19 protein-coding genes are annotated in these 19,556 nt (G+C 66.9%); 11 read left to right on the top strand and 8 right to left on the bottom strand.

Annotation, left to right across the window (positions count from 1 at the left end; translation table 11 throughout):
• The first annotated feature begins 32 nt into the window (after window positions 1-32).
• From murB to ftsA, 4 genes are all read left to right on the top strand, one after another.
• Window positions 33-944, top strand: coding sequence for a UDP-N-acetylmuramate dehydrogenase (gene murB / locus WC597_RS10020; RefSeq protein WP_372693186.1), 912 nt, complete (start codon window positions 33-35; stop codon window positions 942-944).
• A gap of 72 nt (window positions 945-1,016) precedes the next feature.
• Window positions 1,017-1,958: a D-alanine--D-alanine ligase gene (locus WC597_RS10015; RefSeq protein WP_372693185.1), complete on the top strand. Its 942-nt coding sequence runs from the start codon at window positions 1,017-1,019 to the stop codon at window positions 1,956-1,958.
• Window positions 1,946-2,833: a cell division protein FtsQ/DivIB gene (locus WC597_RS10010; protein ID WP_372693184.1), complete on the top strand. Its 888-nt coding sequence runs from the start codon at window positions 1,946-1,948 to the stop codon at window positions 2,831-2,833. The genes WC597_RS10015 and WC597_RS10010 overlap by 13 nt, the downstream gene beginning before the upstream one ends.
• Before the next feature lie 13 nt (window positions 2,834-2,846).
• A complete protein-coding gene (gene ftsA / locus WC597_RS10005; protein WP_372693183.1) occupies window positions 2,847-4,181 on the top strand; it encodes a cell division protein FtsA in 1,335 nt (444 codons plus the stop codon).
• 73 nt (window positions 4,182-4,254) lie between these two features.
• Here ftsA and WC597_RS10000 read toward each other — a convergent pair whose 3' ends face one another.
• Entirely contained in the window at window positions 4,255-6,411 is a 2,157-nt protein-coding gene (locus WC597_RS10000) for an alpha/beta hydrolase family protein (protein WP_372693182.1), read from the bottom strand.
• Between the two features lie 192 nt (window positions 6,412-6,603).
• Here WC597_RS10000 and ftsZ point away from each other — a divergent pair, with 192 nt between their 5' ends.
• The gene (gene ftsZ, locus WC597_RS09995; RefSeq protein WP_372693181.1) at window positions 6,604-8,196 is read left to right on the top strand and encodes a cell division protein FtsZ; all 1,593 of its coding nucleotides are present in this window, start codon (window positions 6,604-6,606) and stop codon (window positions 8,194-8,196) included.
• Between the two features lie 186 nt (window positions 8,197-8,382).
• Window positions 8,383-9,282, top strand: a complete 900-nt coding sequence (lpxC, locus tag WC597_RS09990; protein WP_372693180.1) for a UDP-3-O-acyl-N-acetylglucosamine deacetylase — start codon at window positions 8,383-8,385, stop codon at window positions 9,280-9,282.
• A gap of 183 nt (window positions 9,283-9,465) precedes the next feature.
• Here lpxC and pgeF read toward each other — a convergent pair whose 3' ends face one another.
• From pgeF to lgt, 3 genes are read right to left on the bottom strand one after another with little or no spacing between them, the layout of a single operon-like run.
• Window positions 9,466-10,236, bottom strand: coding sequence for a peptidoglycan editing factor PgeF (gene pgeF, locus WC597_RS09985; RefSeq protein ID WP_372693179.1), 771 nt, complete (start codon window positions 10,234-10,236; stop codon window positions 9,466-9,468).
• Window positions 10,237-10,249: 13 nt separating this feature from the next.
• The gene (locus WC597_RS09980) at window positions 10,250-11,335 is read right to left on the bottom strand and encodes a class I SAM-dependent methyltransferase (RefSeq protein ID WP_372693178.1); all 1,086 of its coding nucleotides are present in this window, start codon (window positions 11,333-11,335) and stop codon (window positions 10,250-10,252) included.
• Window positions 11,332-12,201: a prolipoprotein diacylglyceryl transferase gene (lgt, locus tag WC597_RS09975; protein ID WP_372693177.1), complete on the bottom strand. Its 870-nt coding sequence runs from the start codon at window positions 12,199-12,201 to the stop codon at window positions 11,332-11,334. Before lgt ends, WC597_RS09980 begins: the two co-directional genes overlap by 4 nt.
• Before the next feature lie 174 nt (window positions 12,202-12,375).
• Between lgt and WC597_RS09970 the strand changes: the two genes are divergently transcribed.
• From WC597_RS09970 to WC597_RS09960, 3 genes are all read left to right on the top strand, one after another.
• Window positions 12,376-12,663 (top strand): accessory factor UbiK family protein, encoded by a 288-nt coding sequence (locus WC597_RS09970; RefSeq protein ID WP_159849762.1) that lies wholly within the window; start codon window positions 12,376-12,378, stop codon window positions 12,661-12,663.
• 76 nt (window positions 12,664-12,739) lie between these two features.
• On the top strand, window positions 12,740-13,243 hold the full coding sequence (locus tag WC597_RS09965; RefSeq protein ID WP_087119719.1) for a YbjN domain-containing protein: 504 nt from the start codon (window positions 12,740-12,742) through the stop codon (window positions 13,241-13,243).
• Window positions 13,243-14,037, top strand: a complete 795-nt coding sequence (locus WC597_RS09960; protein ID WP_372693176.1) for a pyrroline-5-carboxylate reductase family protein — start codon at window positions 13,243-13,245, stop codon at window positions 14,035-14,037. The genes WC597_RS09965 and WC597_RS09960 overlap by 1 nt, the downstream gene beginning before the upstream one ends.
• Here the strand turns inward: WC597_RS09960 and WC597_RS09955 are convergent.
• From WC597_RS09955 to WC597_RS09945, 3 genes are all read right to left on the bottom strand, one after another.
• Window positions 14,034-14,510 (bottom strand): hypothetical protein, encoded by a 477-nt coding sequence (locus tag WC597_RS09955; protein ID WP_372693175.1) that lies wholly within the window; start codon window positions 14,508-14,510, stop codon window positions 14,034-14,036. The two genes, WC597_RS09960 and WC597_RS09955, sit on opposite strands and share 4 nt — an antisense overlap.
• Window positions 14,511-14,596: 86 nt before the next feature.
• A complete protein-coding gene (locus WC597_RS09950) occupies window positions 14,597-15,964 on the bottom strand; it encodes a sensor histidine kinase (RefSeq protein ID WP_372693174.1) in 1,368 nt (455 codons plus the stop codon).
• A 4-nt stretch (window positions 15,965-15,968) separates the two neighbouring features.
• Window positions 15,969-16,700, bottom strand: a complete 732-nt coding sequence (locus WC597_RS09945; RefSeq protein ID WP_372693221.1) for a response regulator — start codon at window positions 16,698-16,700, stop codon at window positions 15,969-15,971.
• Window positions 16,701-16,788: 88 nt separating this feature from the next.
• Between WC597_RS09945 and WC597_RS09940 the strand changes: the two genes are divergently transcribed.
• Both WC597_RS09940 and WC597_RS09935 read left to right on the top strand, forming a co-directional pair.
• Complete coding sequence (locus WC597_RS09940; RefSeq protein WP_372693173.1) at window positions 16,789-17,667, top strand: branched-chain amino acid aminotransferase; 879 nt, start codon at window positions 16,789-16,791, stop codon at window positions 17,665-17,667.
• Window positions 17,668-17,797: 130 nt separating this feature from the next.
• Window positions 17,798-19,069 carry a NupC/NupG family nucleoside CNT transporter gene (locus tag WC597_RS09935; RefSeq protein WP_372693172.1) on the top strand — a complete coding sequence of 424 codons (1,272 nt, stop codon included), beginning with the start codon at window positions 17,798-17,800 and terminating at the stop codon, window positions 19,067-19,069.
• Window positions 19,070-19,107: 38 nt separating this feature from the next.
• Here WC597_RS09935 and WC597_RS09930 read toward each other — a convergent pair whose 3' ends face one another.
• Window positions 19,108-19,539: a PaaI family thioesterase gene (locus WC597_RS09930; RefSeq protein WP_055754103.1), complete on the bottom strand. Its 432-nt coding sequence runs from the start codon at window positions 19,537-19,539 to the stop codon at window positions 19,108-19,110.
• Window positions 19,540-19,556 lie beyond the last annotated feature (17 nt).

Below are 19,556 nucleotides of genomic sequence, written 5' to 3'. Positions count from 1 at the left end.
ACTTCGGCGCCGGCGCCTTTATCGGACATCGCATGACCCTGAGTGACGATCTTCCTGCCGTGCGCGGCAAGCTGCTGCGCGACGAACCCCTCGGCCCCTACACCTGGTTCCGGGTGGGCGGCGCGGCCGACGCCCTGTTCATCCCGGCGGACGCCGACGATCTGGCGGATTTCCTGAAGGCGTTTGACCCGACTGTCCCCGTGACCGTGCTGGGCGTCGGCTCGAACGTCATTGTGCGCGACGGCGGGGTCGAGGGGGTGGTGATCCGCCTGGCCGGGCGGCCGTGGGCGCAGATCACGACGGACGGCGATACGATCACGGCCGGCGCGGGCGCGCTGGATTCCATGGTCGCCAAGGCGTCGGCCAAGGCGGGCCTCGCCGGGCTGGAATTCTATGCCGGCATTCCGGGCACCATCGGCGGCGCCTTGACCATGAACGCCGGCTGTTATGGCTCGGAGACCAAGGACGTGCTGGTCTCGGCCTGGGGGCTGAACCGCAAGGGCGAGCGGGTCGATTACGCCCTGGCGGATTTCGGTTACACCTATCGCCATAGCCAAGCGCCGGCTGACATCATCTGGATCGAGGCGACGTATCGCGGCACGCCCGACGCGCCCGAGGCCGTCGCCGCCCGGATCAACGACATCACCAGCCGCCGCGAGACCACCCAGCCGATCCGGGAGAAGACCGGCGGCTCGACCTTCAAGAACCCCCCCGGTCATTCGTCTTGGAAGCTGGTGGACGAGGCCGGCTGGCGCGGCAAGCTGCACGCTGAAACGGGCGGCGGGGCCATGTTCAGCGACCTGCACTCCAACTTCATGATCAACCCCGGCGAGGCCACCGCCGCCGACATCGAAGGTCTGGGCGAGGCGGTGCGCGCCGATGTTCTGGCCAAGACCGGCGTTCAGCTGGAGTGGGAGATCAAGCGGATCGGCCGGGCGACCTAACCACAAAATTTCAATCGCGGGGGCGAGAAGGTTGATGGCTTGTTAAACATGTAGGCCGCAATCGGAGACGTCATGGCCCGCGCTTTCAAAGACCTTCATGTCGCCGTCCTGATGGGCGGCCTTTCCGCCGAGCGGGAGGTTTCCCTCTCCTCGGGCGAGCAGTGCGCGCAGGCGCTGGAGCGGCAGGGCGTGCGCGTCAGTCGTGTGGACGCCGGGCGCGACCTGGCCAATGTGCTGTCCGGCCTGATCCGACCCGATGTGGTGCTGAACTGCCTGCACGGCGCCTGGGGCGAGGACGGCTGCGTACAGGGCGTGCTGGAGACACTGCGGATTCCCTATACGCATTCCGGCGTGCTGGCCTCGGCCCTGGCGATGGACAAGGACAAGTCGAAGGCCGTCTTGCGGGCGGCCGGTATCAAGGTTCCGGGCGGCGGTCTGTATGATCGCCACGAGGTCGCCAGCCGTCACGTCATCGACCCGCCCTATGTGGTCAAGCCGAACGCAGAGGGGTCTTCCGTGGGCGTCTTCCTGGTGCGCGAGGGCGCCAACCGTCCGGTCGCCGAGTTGGGCGAGCCGGGCTGGGCCTATGGCGAACAGGTGGTGGTCGAACCCTATATCGCCGGCAAGGAACTGTGCGTCACCGTGCTGGGCGAACCGGCCGGCCCGCGCGCCCTGACCGTCACCGACATCACCCCGACCAAGGGCTTCTACGACTATGAAGCCAAATACGCGCCGGGCGGGTCGGTCCACGTCCTGCCCGCCGTCTTGCCGCCCGCCGTATTCGAGGCCGCGATGCGTCAGGCCGAGGCCGCGCACGTCGCCATGGGGTGCCGCGGCGTGTCGCGATCCGACTTCCGTTATGATGATGTTAAGGACGATCTGGTCCTGTTGGAGGTCAATACTCAGCCCGGCATGACCCCGACTTCGCTCGCGCCCGAGCAGGCGGCCTACACCGGGATGAGCTATGACGATCTGGTTCGGTGGATGGTGGAGGACGCCTCATGCCCGCGGTAGTTCGCGGCGGTCGGCGACAGAGTTCTAATCAGGCTCCCCAACGCGGCGCGGCTCCCAAGGGCGGAGGTCGGTCGCGTGGCGGGGCCAAGAACGCGTCCGCCATTCCCGGCAAGATGGCCGCCATCGGCCGTGTCGATATTTCACCCCGCACCGCCGTGATCGCCCTGGGCGCCGGCGCGCTGCTGCTGGTCGGGGTTCTGGCCACGGGGGCGCGCGCCGAACGGATCGGCGCGTCTGTCTCGCACGGGATGGACAATCTGACGGCCGGCATGGGGCTGACGCTGAAGCGGGTGCATATCACCGGCGCCTCGTCCGAGGCCGAGCCGGCGATCCAGCAGGCCTTGGGTCTGTATTCCGGCCAGCCGATCACCAGCCTGGATCTGAACGCCATCCGCGACCGGGTTCAGGGCGTGGGCTGGGTCAAGGAGGCGCGTGTGGTGCGCTTGCTCCCCGACACCCTGATCGTCGAGGTCAAGGAACACGACCGCCTCGCCGTCTGGCAGGAGGCCGGTCAGATCAAGGTCATCGACGCGCGCGGCGAAGTGATCGCCGGCGCCGACGCACGCCGCTATCCGACCCTGCCGTTGGTCGTCGGTAAGGGCGCCGATGTCGCGGCCGGCGAGATCCTGCCGCTGCTGGCCCAGCGTCCGCGTCTGATGGGGATGGTGGACGCTCTGGTGCGCGTGGACGAGCGCCGCTGGGACCTGCGCCTCAAGGACGGCAGCCTGATCCAGCTGCCCGCCACTGAACAGGAGGCGGCTCTGATCCGCCTCGATGCGCTGGACCAGCGCGAACGCCTGCTCGACCTGGGCTTCGCCCGTGTCGATCTCAGAACCCCGGACGAGGTCGCCGTGCGACCCACCGGCGACGCCTAGGAACGCCAAGATCATGACCAAGCAACGCGGAGCGGCGAACGATCAGGGTCGGGGCATGGACCCTCGCGCCGGTCGCGCGCCCGTGATCGCCGCGCTGGACATCGGCCAGTCCAAGGTCTCGTGCTTCATCATGAAGCCCGACGGCGTGCGTCACGCCGACCGCACCATCCGCGTCGCCGGCGCCAGCCACGTCCAGTCCAAGGGCGTGAAGGGCGGGGCCATCATCAATATGGACGAGGCCGCTCAGGCCATCGGCCACGCCGTCGAACGCGCCGAGCGCGCGGCCCAGAGCCCGGTCTCCGGTGTCGTCGTCACGACCGCCATCGGTCAGATGGCCAGCCACCGGGTTCAGGCGCGGGTGTCGCTGGGCGCCAATCCGGTCGGGGACGCCGATCTGGCGCGCGCCATCGGCATGGCCCTGGCCCAGATCCGCCTGCCCAACAGACGCCCGATCCATGTCCTGCCCATCGCCTGGTCAGTGGACGGTGCGCGCGGCGTTCACGATCCGCGCGCTATGCGGGGCGGGTCGCTGGGGCTGGACCTGCTGGTCGTCTCCATGGCCGAGAACGTCTTCACGACCCTGAGCCACTGCCTGGAGCTGGCGCACCTGGACTTGCAGGGCGTGGCCGCCGCGCCCGTCGTGTCGTCGTTGGCCGCGCTGGAAGAGGACGAGATGGACCTGGGCGCCGTCTGCATCGACATGGGCGGCGGCTCGACCAGCGCCGCCGTATGGGGCGGGCGGTCCCTGCTGCATATCGAAAGCCTGAACGTCGGCGGCGACCACGTCACCTCCGACATCGCGCGCGGTCTGTCTACGTCTAAGGCCGGCGCCGAACGGCTGAAGACACTGCACGGCTCGGCCATGGCCAGCGCCAACGAAGACCGCGAAATGCTGGAAGCCCCGCCGCGCGGCGAGGACGCCTCCGCCGGCCCGGTCATCGTCCCGCGCGCCATGCTGAAGACCGTCATCGCCCCGCGTGTCGAGGAAACCCTCGAACTACTGCGCGACCGGCTGAAGAACGCCGGCGTCGGCCTCGAACCCGGCGCCGGCCTGGTCCTGACCGGGGGCGCCAGCCAGCTGAACGGCGTGCGCGAACTGGCGGTGCGCGTCTTCGACCGTCCCGTCCGCCTCGGAAAACCCCAACGGGCGCCACATTTGGCCGACGCCGCCTCCGGCCCCGCCTTCTGCGCCACCGCCGGCGTCCTGCTCCGCGCCGCCTACGGCCCGCGCGAGGCCGTGTCGGCCCGCAAGCTTATGGCGCGCCAGATCACGGCTGCGGATGCGCCGCGTATCCACCGCGGCAACGTGGTCGGACGAGTCGCGGGTTGGCTGCGCGACAACCTCTAGCGTTATATCTGAACCAAGAAAAAAGGCCCGCCGTCCGGCGGGCCTTTTGCTTTGTGTCAGGTCAACCCAGACTTCAGAGACCCGAACCGCCACAGCCGGTGCGAAGATAGTCGTCGATATATCCGAGTTGCTCCGCCATGATGGCACGGGTCCAGGCCGGGCCGTGGGCGTAGTCCTTGATCAGATGATACTGGACATCCTGGCCGCTGCTGCGTGCGCGAGCCACGAACAGGTCCGAATGGTCCTGGGTCACGGTGCGGTCGCGTTCGCCGGTGAAGACCATCATCGGGATCTGGATCTGGTTGGCGCGGGTGATGGGGTTTAGGCCATTGACCGTGTCGCGCTGCGCTTCACGCGTATAGGGGTTCTGGAACATGCTGGATCGGATCTTGGTCATATCCGACACGCCGGCTCCCGCGATGGCGCACTTGTAGAGGCCCTCGGGCCGGATGCCGGCGACCATGGCGGCGTAACCGCCGTAGGAGAAGCCGAACATGGCGACACGCCCTTGCTGCGCGACGCCCTGGTCGATCAGCCATTTGACGCCGTCGTCCTTGTCGTCCTGCATCTTCTGGCCCCACTCGTTGTCGCCAGCGATCCAGAGGCGTTTGCCCCAACCGTCCGAGCCGCGATACTGCGGTTGAAGCACCGCATAGCCGCGCGAGGTCAGCATGGCGCGCCACGACGAGTAATCCCAGGTCATCTCGTCACGGGCCCAAGGGCCGCCGTGAGGCATGATCACGGTCGGGTAGGGGCCTGCGCCGAAGGTTTCCGCCGGCGGCTTGCTCAGGAAGGCCGGGATGTCGAGGCCGTCACGCGCCTTGTAATAGACCAGTTCCGTCTTGCCGATGGTCGCTGGGTTGATCTGCGGGAAGGGCTGGCCCAACGGGGTCAACTGACCATTGCGGAAGATCGAATACGCGCCCGGGTCGTTAGACGCTCCAGCCCAGACGACGACCGTGCTCCAATCCTGAGAAGCGGCCGTGACGTTCATGTAGCGATCTGTCGCATAGGCTATGGTGCGCGCCGTTCCCGTCGCAGTGTCGGTTACGCGGAGCGGGTGGCGTTCGACGTGCAGCGCCTGTTCGAGCCCGGCGACCAGGCTTTCGTACCCTTCAGCGATCGGGAATTCGGTTTCGCGCGGACCATTGTAGGTGAATGACCGGACTTCGCCAAAATCCGGGCCCTTGATGCGATTGATGCTCATGCCGGTCGCTTCAAACAGGGGGTGTTCGAAGACGGCTTCTCCAAGCTGGCGAGCCGCAATATTGTATTCGAACACCGCTGCCTTGTCGCGACCACGGTTCGAAATTACGTAGGCGATGTTCGGGTCGGTGCTGAAGCCGGCGACCGAGAAGACTTCCCGATTCTTTACATGGCTGCGGAAGTGCTCGTCCCAGGACCCGCTGGCATTGCGAAATTGGGTTGCGATATAGAGGCCTTCCGCGTCGCGGTCGGCTATGTTCCGCACGCGCAGGTCGCCATTCAAATCGGTGTCGTACCCGATTACGCGCTCGCTGGAGCGCTGGATGCGCTCCGAGCGGTTGCTACGCACATTCAGCTTCAAGACGTCGCCGTTGATTTCGATCAGAATGTTGTCCGGATCGTTCGGCAGCGGGTCGAGGACTGAAGGACTTTGAGTTTTCAGGAATTCCGCTTCGTCATCGGAACGCGGACGGAAGGAATTGATCGGATCGCGCCAGTTTTGCCCCTGAAGGTCGGTGAGCATGAACTTGCCGAGGAACGTCTTCACCGATCCACCGGCCGCATCATAGGGCTGCCACAGCGACACGCCCAATACGTCGTTCTTCACGAAATTCACGCCCTGGATCTTCATCTGAGAAGATCCGATCACGGTCGGATTGCGGGCCAGATTTTCCGCGTCCCAGACCAGGATGACCCTGTCTTCGCCGCGCGCCTGAACCGCTGCGATGTGTTTTCCGTCAGGCGAGACCGTGAAGCTCGACATCAGAGGGAAGGCTGCAAACTGCTGCACGGTCGGCGCTGCGACCTGGGCCGCAGAAACCGGCGCCGCCGTTTGGGCGTAGGCGCCGCTCGCCGTCGAAATTAACAGGGCCGCCGCACAGAGCCCGACTGTCTTGATTTTCATTGTGAACGCTTCCCCACTGTCGATCGCATGGTGCGCCGACCAAATCTTGCCGCAATGAACCAAAACGAGCGATGATCGGCAAGCGCCAGTATTTCGGCTCGTCCAATCCTTCAGGGTCATGAAGCCGGCGGGTTTCTCCGGCAATCTGCTGCACAGCTTCCATATAGGGGCTTCACTTCGGGCCGACTCACATTATCGCCGTAACCTTCTCTTAACCTTCATGGGCGCAATCCTTAACGCGCTCATAACCAAAGCGATTCGGCGGGGCGGTCGGTTGGTTTGAAGGGGCGGGTCAGCAGGTCGGAAAAAGAAATGTCGCTCTCATTGGTCAAGCCGCAACACACTGAACTGAAGCCCCGCATCGTCGTGTTCGGCGTCGGCGGCGCCGGCGGCAACGCCGTGAACAATATGATCGACGCCGGCCTCGAAGGGGTCGAGTTCGTCGTGGCCAACACCGACGCGCAGCACCTCAGCTTCGCCAAGACAGATCGCCGCATTCAACTGGGCGAGACCATCACCCAGGGCCTGGGCGCGGGCGCCCATCCCGAAGTCGGCATGAACGCCGCCGAGGAATCCGCCGACGAGATCCATCAGCACCTGGAAGGTGCGCATATGGTTTTCATCACCTGCGGCATGGGCGGCGGCACCGGCACCGGTGCGGCGCCCGTCATCGCCAAGTGCGCGCGTGATCGCGGCATCCTGACCGTCGGCGTCGTGACCAAGCCCTTCACCTTCGAAGGCCGTCACCGCATGCGCCTGGCCGACGCGGGCGTCGCCGAGCTGCAGCGCTACGTCGACACCCTGATCGTCATTCCGAACCAGAACCTGTTCCGCGTCGCCAACGAACGCACCACCTTCGCCGACGCCTTCGGCATGGCGGACCAGGTGCTGCACTCGGGCGTGCGTTCGATCACCGACCTGATGATCCTGCCCGGCCTGATCAACCTGGACTTCGCCGACGTGCGCGCCGTCATGTCCGAGATGGGCAAGGCGATGATGGGTACGGGCGAGGCCTCGGGCGACGACCGCGCGTTGCTGGCCGCCCAGAACGCCATCGCCAACCCGCTGCTGGACGAGACCTCGCTGAAGGGCGCCAAGGCTGTGCTGGTGAACATCACCGGCGGTCTGGACATGACCCTGCTGGAAGTCGACGAGGCCGCCAACGCCATCAGCGCGGAAGTGGACGGCGACGCCAACATCATCTTCGGCGCGGCCTTCGATCCGGCCCTGGATGGCAAGATCCGCGTCTCCGTCGTCGCCACCGGCATGGACGAGGGCGAGATCAAGCGTATCGAACCCATCGCCCCACCGGCCGCCAGCGCGCCTTTGGCCGGTCATGACGCCCGCCGTTCGGCCGGCGGCCTGTACGGCACGCAGCAGTCGCGTTCGCCGGAGCCGACCCGGGATACCTATCGCGAGCCGGTCCGTGCGGAAGCTCCGCGTGCGCCCGAGCCCCGCATCGAGGCGGCGCCGGTCGTGCCGACCTTTCAGGCCCCAGCCGCTCGCGAGCCGGAACCGCGCCCCGAGCCGGTGATCCGCGTCGCCGAACAGCAGCCGCGCCCGCTGGACCCCATCGTCGATCCGTGGGTCGAGGAATATGAGACCCGCGCCCCGGCCCCTCGCGTTGCGCCGCAGGGCGACCTGTACGCCGAACGTGAACGCGCCGCGCCTGTCGCGCAGCCCCAGGCCGACGACGGTTATGATGACCGCGATCACCGTCGCAGCGGCTGGAGCCTGTTCGGTCGCGGCAAGCGCACCCAGCCTCAACACGAGGCCTCCTATGCACCCCAGTCCACGCATCAAGCGCGTGGGTCGGTCCAACCGGCGCAGCAATCGGAACCGGAGGCGGGACAGGCCGATGACGACCTGGAAATCCCATCCTTTCTCCGCCGTCTGGCCAACTAGACAACCCAAGTGACGATGGAACGCCCCGGAGCCCGGCTCCGGGGCGTTCTTCGTTTCAGGATATGTCCCAGACCGAAACAATCCGAAACCGGACTTTGATTTCGCAGTTGCGGCATGCCCGCTACATGAAACCTAGGGCGTAATCCGCACAGGGTGCGGCGCGCAGAACCAAGAGCGAGTTTGAGTTTGTCGGTCAGAAACGACCATCACGAACACACCATCGTCGCCCCGGCCATCATCGCCGGCGTCGGGGTGCATACCGGCCGCCGCGTGCGGCTGGCGGTTCGGCCTGCGCCGTCGGGCACGGGCATTGTCTTCGTGCGCACCGACATCACCGACCGCGACAACCGCATTCCGGTGTCGGGCGAGGCCGTCGTGGACGCCCGCCTGAACACCATGATCGAGAACGGCGCGGGCGTTCGCCTGTCGACCATCGAGCATCTGATGGCCGCCTTCGCCGCGCTGGGCGTGTCGAACGCCGTGATCGAGGTGGACGGACCGGAGCTGCCGATCCTGGATGGGTCGGCGCTGGAGTTCGTGCAACTGCTGGACCGGGCGGGTTTCCGTCCGCAGCCGACGCCGCAGCGCTATATCGAGATCCTTGAGACGGTCCACGTCACCGAGGGCGACAAGCACGCGGCCCTGCTGCCGTGCGACCGTTACGAGATGCGGTTCGAGATCGACTTCCCGTCAGCCGTGATCGGCAACCAGATCATCGACTTCGTCGTGGACGAGCCGACGTTCCGCAAGGACATCATGGCCGCTCGCACCTTCGGCTTCGCCCATGAGGTCGAGGCCCTGCGTCAGGCGGGTCTGGCGCGCGGCGGCTCGCTGGAGAACGCCGTGGTCATCGACGGCGACGAGATCCTGAACCCCGGCGGCTTGCGCATGGAACGCGAGTTCGTGCGTCACAAGGCGCTGGACGCCATCGGCGACCTGTATGTCCTGGGCGCGCCCCTGCTGGGCCGCTACGAGGGCTACAAGGCGGGCCACGCGCTGAACAACCGTCTGGTGCGGGCGCTGCTGGCTGCGCCACATGCGTGGCGCGAAGTGACGCGCGTGCCGGAGCTGGCGCGGGTGGGCTGAGCGCGCGTTTTCCCTCCCCGGAACGGGGAGGGTGGTCGAGCCACAGGCGAGACCGGGTGGGGAGGGCCAAGTGACGCCCCACAGACCTCTTCTTACATCAGGCAAGTGCGCCCTATCGGGTCGCCCCCACCCCGTCGCTGCGCGACGACCCTCCCCGGAACGGGGAGGGAGAGGCTTTATGCGCTAAGCCCCGATCACGCTGATCAACCGTCCGAAATCCGGTTCGCCGTGCTGGAACGCCCGGCGGTTGGAGAAGAACCGTTCCGCATCCGCGCAGGTGTCGTGGCCGGTCCAGACGGCCTGGCCGAGGCCGGCTTGCTGGAGCCGCCACAGGACGAAGCCGGGCAGGTCGAACTGGCGTTTGTCGTCGGTCTCGCCGGGGTGGAAGAAGCGGTCGGCGCCGGGGTCGTGGTGGGTGAAGCGGTCCTCGAAATCGACGCCGACCTCGTAGCTGGCGGGGGCGATGCACGGGCCGACGACGGCCAGGGTGCGGCGGGGATCGGCGCCCAGGGCCTGCATGGCGGCGACGGCGGAATGGATCACGCCGCCCAGGGCGCCCTTCCAGCCGGCATGGACAGCGGCGACGATGCGGGTCTCGGGATCCGCCAGCAGCACCGGCGCGCAGTCGGCGGTCAGGACGGAACACAACAGGCCGGGCTCGGCCGAGACGACGGCGTCGCCTTCGGGTCTGTCGCCATGCCAGGAGCCTTCCGCCACGCGGGCGACGGCGGAATGGATCTGGTAGCAGCCGTTCAGATGATCGGCGTCGGCGCCGAAATGGGCGGCGACGCGGCGGCGGTTCTCGGCGACGGCGGCGGGATCGTCCTTTGAGCCGACGCCGGCGTTCAGGCCTTCGTAGATGCCGGTCGAGACCCCACCCGCGCGGGTGAAGAAGCCGTGGGCGATGCCCGCGGCGGTCAGAAGCGGATGGGTGATGGGGGCCAGATCGCTCATGCCCCCACCTATATCAGGCGTCCCAGCCGGGCACGACCAGGGATCGGGGCGCAAAGATCGCGGCGGCGTTGAACAGGCGTCCCATCTGATCGTCGCCGGTCAAGCGGTCGAGCTGGCGGGCGATGACCGCAGCGGCTGCGGGACGGCTGGTCGTCAGGGCTTCGGCGCGGGCCTGGATGCCCAGCAGGCGCAGGAACTCGCCCTGCGGCAGGCAGCCGGTGACATCGGCGCCGGTGCGGACCGCAGCCTCCATGACCAGGGGGAAGTCGGCCCATTGCGTCAGGTCGGCCTCGCCCGGCGTCGAGAGGGGATCGACCTTCTGGTGTCGACGCAGGGCCTGAAGCGTGTCGCCGGCCTCGGGCCGGGCGCGGCCGTAGTCGATCAGCAGGGCGGCGCCCGAAGCGGCCTTCATCAACAGGCCCAGGTCGCGGCCGAAGAGGGCCTGCTGCTCCGAGATTTCCAGGATGCCGCCCGGCGCGATATTGAAGTCCGGCTTGTGGAAGCCGCCGGAGATGGCGGTCAGGCCGAAGATCAGGTCGCCCTCGTCGGTGACGCCGATGCGCCGCTCAGCCCAGCCGCCGTCGGTGCGAACGAACTGGCGCGCGGGCATGCAGTCCAGCAACTCATTGGCGATCAGGATGACGGGGGCGTCGGTCTCGATCCGCGTCAGATCCCGCACCCAACGCGGCGACAGGTCGGCGCCGGCCAGGGCCTTGGCCTGAAGCTCGCGCAAGGGGGCGCTGGGTTCGATCAGGATCAGGTCGCAGGCTTCCAAGAAACCGGGAACCAGGCGGGCCGCGCGCAGGGCGTCGCTCATCAGGGTTCCGTCGCCGGGGCCGACCTCGACCAGGCGAAAGCGTTCGGGGGCGCCCAGCCGGTTCCAGGTCTCGACCGCCCACAGGCCGATCAGTTCACCGAACATCTGGCTGACCAGGGGGGCGGTGATGAAGTCGCCGCGTGCGCCCAGATCAGGGCGTGAGGCATAGTAGCCGCCCCTGGGATCGTGCAGGCATCGGGTGACGTAGTCGGCGACCGTCATCGGACCCGTCAGGGCGATCTCTCGCGCCAGACGGGCCTTGAGGGTTTCGGCCTCGCTCATGCTGCGACGGGCGGCCGCTTCCAGGCGCGCCAGATCAGCCAGGCGCCGACCAGGATCATCGGGATCGACAGCATCATGCCCATGGTCAGGCCGAACGGGAAGTCGGGCATGCCGAAGTCCGGCTCGCGCACATTTTCCAGCGCGGCGCGGCAGACGCCGTAGCCGACCAGGAACAGGCCGGTGATGTAGCCGGGCTTCTTGAGCAGATCGAACTTCCAGATCGCGATGGACAGGATGGAGAACAGGACGATGCCCTCCAGTCCGGCCTCATAGAGCTGGCTGGGGTGGCGGGGTGCGTCGCCGGCGGGGCAGAAGCCGTACATCTGTTCGATGCGGGCGTTGCAGAAGCGCACGGCCCAAGGAACGGTCGTCTCGCGGCCCCACAGCTCACCGTTGATGAAGTTGGCCAGGCGGCCGAACATCAGGCCGATGGGCACCACGGGCGCGACGAGGTCGCCGAGGCGCAGCATGTCGATCTTCTGTGAGCGGGCATAGAGGACGATGGCCACGACCACGCCCAGGAAGCCGCCGTGGAAGCTCATGCCGCCGGTCCAGAGCTGGAACAGTTCGAACCGTTCGCCCAGCGTCTGGCCGGTGAACAACTGGCCGTACATGGCTGGCTTGTAGAAGAGGGCGTAGCCGAGCCGGCCGCCCAGGATGATGCCCAGCACGATCCACAGCACCAGGTCGTCCAGCTGCGTCGTGGTGACCGGCGGCTTGCCCGGCGCCCACAGTCGCTGGGTCTTGGCCAGGCGCGCGGCGTACCACCAGCCCAGAACGATGCCGGCGACATAGGCCAGGGCGTACCAGCGGATCGGAAGCGGTCCGAGGTGGATCAGAACCGGATCGAATTCGGGAAAGGGCAAGGGGCGTTCCTGTGAAGGGCAGTCTCTGAAAAGCGGTTTAGCAAGCGTCGCTGCGTCCGTCGCCTGTGAAGACGAATAACAACGCCTTGATGGAGTCCGCGAAGCAGCAGAAAGAAAGGTTTCGTTCACCATAGTCGGTGAACCTTCGTTAACGACGTTGAGGTCGGAGCCGCCATGCAGACCCGCAATCCCATCCTGGACGAGTTCGCCAAGCTGACGACCGGCGCAATGGGCCTGGCCCAGGCCGCCGGCGAAGAGGCCAAGACCGCCTGGCGCGGGCAGGCGGACCGGATCGCCGCCGAGATGGATCTGGTCCGCCGAGACGAGTTCGATGTGCTGAAGGACGAGATCGCCGCCCTGCGGGCCGAGATCGCAGAGCTGAAGGCAGCAAAAAAGCCGGCCGCAAAGCCCGCGAAGGGAACGTCCACAGATGGAACTCAACCCGGGGACGCAGCCGGTTGAGCCGAATCTGCGAACAGGCTTACCGTTCTGTTAACACCCGCGATTCTCGCGGATGCAGCTCGAATCGAGACAATTGATGGATATCGCCCGGCCAGAGGAGATGGACGTGCCCTTCGACCCGCTTGAGGTCGTCGAGCATGTTCTTACGGCCGAGAATCTTCCGTTCGACCGCACCGACGACGGCGACCTGGCCTTTGCTCTGGCCGGCGACTGGAAGGATTATGAGCTGTGGTTCGCCTGGCGGCCCGAGGGTGATTGCCTTCAGCTGTGCTGCGCCCTGGACCTGAAGGTGGCCAAGAGCCGCAAGACCGCCGCCTATGAACTGGTCGGCCTGATCAACCAGCGCACCTGGATGGGCCATTTCGAGGTCTGGGCGGAGGACGGCGAGATCGTCTTCCGCCACTCGCTGGCCCTGCCGATGGGCGAGCGCCCGACCCTGGCCCAGGCGGCGTCCATGATCGACGCCGCCATCGAGGCCTCGGATCGCTATTATCCCGCCTTCGACTTCATGGTGCGCGGGAACAAGAAACCGCAGGAGGCCATCGACGCCTGCCTGTTCGAGACCGTCGGCACCGCCTGATGGCTGTTACGGGTCCTGTCGTTCTGGTCGGCTGCGGCCGGCTGGGCTCCGCCATTCTGGAAGGCTGGCTGCTGACTGGAGCGGTTGCAGCATCCGACCTGATCGTTCTCAGCCCGTCGGAGAAGCCGGCCGCCGAGGCGGCGCGGGCGCAGGGCGCGCGGATCAATCCGCCGCTGGAGGCGCTGACCGAGGCCGCCGTCATCGTGCTGGCGGTCAAGCCGGCCCTGTGGCGCGAGGTGACAGCTCCGCTGGCGCCGTTCCTGAATGACCGGGCTGTGATCCTGTCGGTGATGGCGGGCGTGACCGCGCCGACGCTGGCCGAGGGGATCGGCGGCTGGCCCATCGTGCGGGTGATGCCGACGACCGGCGTGTCGCGCGGACGCGGCGTGGCCTCGGTCTGGTCGGCGGATGCGCGAGCCGGGGACATCGGGCGGGCGCTGTTCGAGCCGATGGCCGAAACCGTGGTTCTGGCCGACGAAGCCCTGATGGATGCGGCGACGGCGGTGGCCGGATCGGGCGCGGCCTATTTCTACGCCTTCACCGAGGCCCTGGCGCGGGCCGGGCAGGCGGCGGGTCTGGATGCAGCGACGGCGGACGTGCTGGCGCGCGCAACCCTCAGGTCCGCAGCGGATTCGATGGGCGACGATGGGCTGGAGGCCCTGATCGGCCGGATCGCCTCGCCCGGCGGCTCGACCCGCGCCGGGCTTGACGCCATGGCGAAGGACGGCCGCCTGACGGAGATGCTGGACGAGACGGTTGCGGCGGCGGTCAGACGCAACCGCGAAATGGGTTAGAAGCGCCCGCGCTCGATCTGATTGCCGAAGCGCTCGAAGGCGCGGTCTGCGTCGCGCCAGACGCCGTAGCCCCAGACATCGGCGAGGTTGGGCGAGAAGTAGGAATAGTTCACCGGCCGGGTCTGGCCGTCCGCCGTGACGATCTCGCCCTTGATGGCGGCGCCGCCGATCGAAATGCTGTTGATCGGATCGAGGCCCGGCGTCTGGCGCACCTGTTCCCAGGTCGGACGGTTCGGCTTCAGATCGACCAGGATCAGATTGGCCGTTGCGCCGGGGTAGCGTTGCTCCAGCGCCTTGCCGACCTCGGCCTGAAGGCCGGCGATCTGTTCGTTGACCTCGCGGTCGCCAAGCTTCTCGACCTGACGCTGAAGTTCCGGGCCGACCGTGACGTTCACGGTTGGGGCTTGCGCCTGGGCCATGGCGGCGGCTGCGAGGGTCGCGGCCAGGGGTGCAAAGAAGGCAAGTCTACGCATCGAATTCATCTCCAAGCCCTGTCGGAACCAAGATGACCCTTGCGGCGACGTTTCGCCAGACCCTGACCGACGAAAGCTGAAATGCCTCAGGCGGTCTCGGTGACCGTGACGGTTCCCGGCACGCGGATCGTGGCCTTCAGCCCGCCCAGGTCGCTGCGGTCCAGGGTGACGTCGCCGCCGTGACCGCGCGCCACGTCGCGAGCGATGGCCAGGCCCAGGCCCACGCCCTTGCGATTCTGATTGCGGGATTCGTCCAGACGGGAGAAGGGACGGAAGGCCTCGTCGTACATGGCTTCGGGGATGCCCGGCCCGTCGTCCTCGACGATGATCTCCAGTCCGCCGGACGCCAGGGCGCGGCCCGACAGGCGCACATGCTCGCCGTGCGAGGCGGCGTTGCCGGCCAGGTTCACCAGGGCGCGCTTGAAGGCGAGCGGGCGAACCGAAGCCGTCATGCCCTCGGGGACCGAAACCTCGACCTCGGCGCCGACACGCCGGGCGTCCTCGCCGGCCGTCTTGAGCAGGTCGGAGATCGAGACCGGTTTCGGCGGTTCGCCCGCCTCGCCGCGCGCGAAGTCGAGGTATTCGTCGATCATATGCTCCATCTCGTCCAGGTCGCCGCGCATGGCGGCCTGGCGCTTGAACGGCGGGGCCAGGGCCAGTTCGAGACGAAGGCGGGTCAGGGGCGTGCGAAGGTCGTGGCTGACCGAGGCGAGCAGGGCGGTGCGCTGGTCGATGTGGCGCTGGATACGGTCGCGCATGGCCATGAAGGCGACGGCGGCGGCCCGGACCTCGCGCGCGCCATGCGGCTTGAACCGGGGCACGGTCTCGCCGCGCCCGAAGGCCTCGGCCGCATCGGCCAGCCGCTCGATGGCGCGGACCTGGTTGCGAATGAACAGGATAGCGACGCCCATCAGCAGGACGGTCGCCACCGCCAGCCACAGGACGAAGATGTGGGCCTGGGTCGCCACGGCGCGCTCGCGCGGGGCGATGATCCGCAGCACGCCCTGCGGCTCCTGCACCTGAATGTCGACATAGGCGGGGTAGCGGGTGGTGTCGAACCAGTAGGGGTGGTCCAGACGGGCGTCCAGGGCGCGGTCCAGCACCCGATCCACCACGCCGATGGCCCCGCGCCGCTCCTCCGTCGGCAGGGTGCGGCCTTCCTGAAGCACGATGGACAGTGACATCGACCGCTCCGCGCGGTTGGCCAGCTTGTCCAGGTTCGCCGGGCTGGGGTCGTCCTCATAGCTTTCGACGGCCCAGGCGACATCCCCGGCCAGTCCTTCGGACAGGCGGGCGGTGACGGTCTGCCAGTGGGCGTCGAAGAAGACCCAGGTCACCGCCATCTGCATGACCAGCACCGGCAGGACGATGATCAGCAGCGATCGACCCCACAGCGAGGTCGGCAGGCGCCGCTTCAGGAACCGCGGCCACAGATAGGCGGGCAGCAGCCGCATCGGATCAGTCGGGCGCCAGCATATAGCCGACGCCGCGCACCGTCTGGAGATAGCGCGGGTTCTTGGGGTCGACCTCCAGCTTGCGGCGCAGGCGCGTGACCTGAACGTCCACGGCGCGGCCGGTGATGTCGGCGGTGTCGGGCGACAGGCTCATCCGCTCGACCGGAGCATGGGCGTGCAGCGCCAGGGTCTTGAGCAGTTGCGCCTCGGCCTCGGTCAGGCGCTGGGGCGCGCCGTCGCGGCTCAGCTCCAGCCGTTCCATGTCGAAGACGGCGGTTCCCAGCTTGATCTCCTTGGGACCGATCGGCTTGCCGCCGGTGCGGCGCAGGATGGCGTCGATGCGCAGCACCAGCTCGCGCGGTTCGAACGGCTTGGACATATAGTCGTCGGCGCCGCGCGACAGGCCCTCGATCCGGTCTTCGGGATCGCCGCGCGCCGTCAGCAACAGCACCGGCGTCTTGGACAGCTCGGCCTTGCCGCGAACCCAGCTGGTCAGGTCCAGCCCGCTTTCGCCCGGCATCATGACGTCCAGCACGACCAGGTCGAACTCGATCAGCTCCATCATCCGCTTGGCGGCGGCCGCATGGGCGGCGCCGGTGACCCGGTAGCCTTCGCGCGCCAGAAACTCCTTCAACAGCTCGCGGATGCGGTCATCGTCGTCGACGATCAGCAGGTGACGGCCCACGCCGGGGCCGGCGATGGGGCCAGAACGGCCGTGCGAGCGCGATTCCGTCATGCTCATGCGACGTTTCCCCCGCTGCGGGCGTTGACCTGAGCGATTCGTGAGGCTCTAACACCGTCAATTTCGCGGGAGACGTATTTCAATGGCCTTCGTTCCTTTCGACGATCGTGACGGCTGGATCTGGGTGAATGGCGATTTCGTCCCCTGGAGGGAAGCGAAAACGCACGTTCTGACCCATGCCCTGCACTATGGCTCGTCGGTCTTCGAGGGTGAGCGTATGTACGCCGGCGAAATCTTCAAGCTGACGCAACATTCGGAGCGCCTGAAGCGGTCCGCCAACCTGCTCGACTTCGAGATACCCTACAGCGTCGCTGAAATCGACGCCTTGTGTAAGGAAACCTGCGCCAAGAACGGCCTGACGGACTGCTACGTGCGTCCCGTCGCCTACCTCGGCCCGGAACAGACCAGCGTTTCGGCCCTAAACAACAAGGTCCACCTGGCCATCGCCGTGTGGGACTGGCCCAGCTATTTCGACCCCGAGGTCAAGGCGCGCGGCCTACGTCTGGAATGGTCCAAGTGGCGTCGCCCCGATCCGGCGACGGCCCCGACGACGGCCAAGGCGGCGGGTCTGTACATGATCTGCACCATGTCCAAGAACACGGCCGAGCGTAACGGTTTCGCCGACGCCCTGATGCTGGACTGGCGCGGCTATGTCGCCGAGGCGACCGGCGCCAACGTCTTCTTCATCAAGGACGGCGTCATCCACACACCCAAGGTCGAGCACATCCTTGACGGCATCACGCGCCAGACGGTGATCGAGATTGCCCGCGAAAGGGGCATCGAGGTCGTGGTGCGCGACATCAAGCCGGAAGAACTGTCGGACTTCTCCGAATGCTTCCTGACTGGCACGGCCGTCGAAGTGACCCCGGTCGCTGAGGTCGGCGAATACCGTTTCACCCCCGGCGCCTTGTCGCTGGACTTGATGGACCACTACGGCAAGCTGGTGCGCGGCCAACTCTGATCCGGTCGCGACGGCGTGATGAGGGCGGTCCCGAGGGGCCGCCCTTTTTCGTTTCGCTTGCCAGCCGCGTCACTTTGTCCTTGAAGCGAATGAAGACCGGCGGGCGCGCCGGATACGGGGATCGTCTTTCATGTTCAGTCTGCTGAACCTCCAGAGCCTGTTCGGCCTGGTCGTCATCGTCGCCATCTGCTGGGCGTTCTCCGAGAACCGTCGCGTGTTCCCGTGGAAGCTGGCGATCGGCGCGATACTGGTTCAGGCCGGGCTGGTCCTGGCCCTGTTCGCCATTCCGGGATCACGCGCCGTCCTGACGGCGGTGACGGGGGCCATCGACGGCCTGGCGGTGGCGACGGCCCAGGGGACGCGGTTCGTGTTCGGCTATCTGGGTGGCGGCGACCAGCCCTATGCGGTCCAGAACGAAGGCGCCCTGTTCACCTTCGCCTTTAACGTCCTGCCGCTGATCATGGTGATCTCGGCCCTATCGGCCTTGCTGTGGCACTGGAAGATACTGAAGTGGCTGATCCGTGGCTTTGGCCTGCTGTTCCAGCGCACCATGGGCCTGGGCGGCGCCTCGGCCCTGGCGGTCGCGGCCAACATCTTTTTGGGCACCATCGAAAGCCCGATCGTCATCAAGGCCTATCTGGACAAGCTGAGCCGGTCTGAAATTTTCCTGATGATGACCGTGGGTCTGGCCACGGTCGCCGGTTCGACCATGGTCGCCTACGCCAGCATCCTGTCGCAGACCCTGCCCAACGCCGCCGGTCACGTGCTGGTCGCCTCCATCGTCTCGGCCCCGGCCGGCGTGCTGCTGGCGCGGATCATGGTGCCGGAACCCAACAAGGAAGCCGCCCAGGCGATCAGCTACGACTCGGCGCTGAAATACGACAGCGCCATCGACGCCATCTCGAAGGGCACGTCGGACGGCCTGATGGTCGTGCTGAACATCTCGGCGGTGCTGATCGTCTTCGTGGCCTTGGTGGCGCTGGTCAATGTCATGCTGGGCGGCTTCATCGTCTTCGGCGAACCGCTGACGGTCGAGCGTATCCTGGGCGTCCTGCTGACGCCGCTGGCCTGGCTGATCGGCGTCGATGCGCGCGAGGCGGGGCAGGCCGGCTGGCTGCTGGGCGTCAAACTGGCCCTGACCGAGTTCGTGGCCTTCATCGATCTGGGCAAGATCCCGGCCGACGCCATGAGCGAGCGCACGCGGATGCTGATGACCTATGCCCTGTGCGGCTTCGCCAACATCGGTTCTGTCGGCATCACCGTGACCGGCCTGTCGGTGCTGATGCCCGAGCGTCGCGAAGAAGTGCTGGGCCTGATCTGGAAAGCGCTGTTCGCCGGCTTCATGGCCACGGCCATGAGCGCGGCCATCGTCGGGGTCATGCCGGCGGCCGTGTTCGGCTGATCGAACACGGCTGGTCTTAATCCTTTGACCGCAATGGCTTACCGCGGCGTGAACTTGCGGATCACGCCGGAGAAGGTCATCAGCAGGCGATCGCCGGTGTTGATCTGGCCGCGCACGAAGATCAGGCTCTTGCCTGCCTTGGTGACCTGGCCGGTGGCCTCGATCAGTTCGCCGACATAGCCGCCGTCGATGAAGGTCGAATCTAGCTGGACCGTGACGCCCGAGGCGCCCTCCATCTCCTGATAGGCGATCTGGAACATGGCGATGTCGGCGAAGGTCATCAGGCAGCCGCCGTGCATCCGGCCGCCGGCGTTCATGTGCTTTTGCTCGGCGCGGAAGGCGCAGCGCATGTGACCGTCGGGATCGGGTTTGCCGTAGAACGGGCCCACGACGGTGTCGAAGGTGTCGTGCAGATCATAGGTCTGCCAGCCGGCGAACTCGCCCTCGGTGATGGTGATTTTCTTGGGCATGCAGACTTGGCCTTACT

The sequence above is a fragment of the Brevundimonas sp. genome, from assembly GCF_041648115.1.
Classification (GTDB): Bacteria; Pseudomonadota; Alphaproteobacteria; order Caulobacterales; family Caulobacteraceae; genus Brevundimonas.
This window is presented reverse-complemented; position numbering and strand designations above follow the sequence as displayed.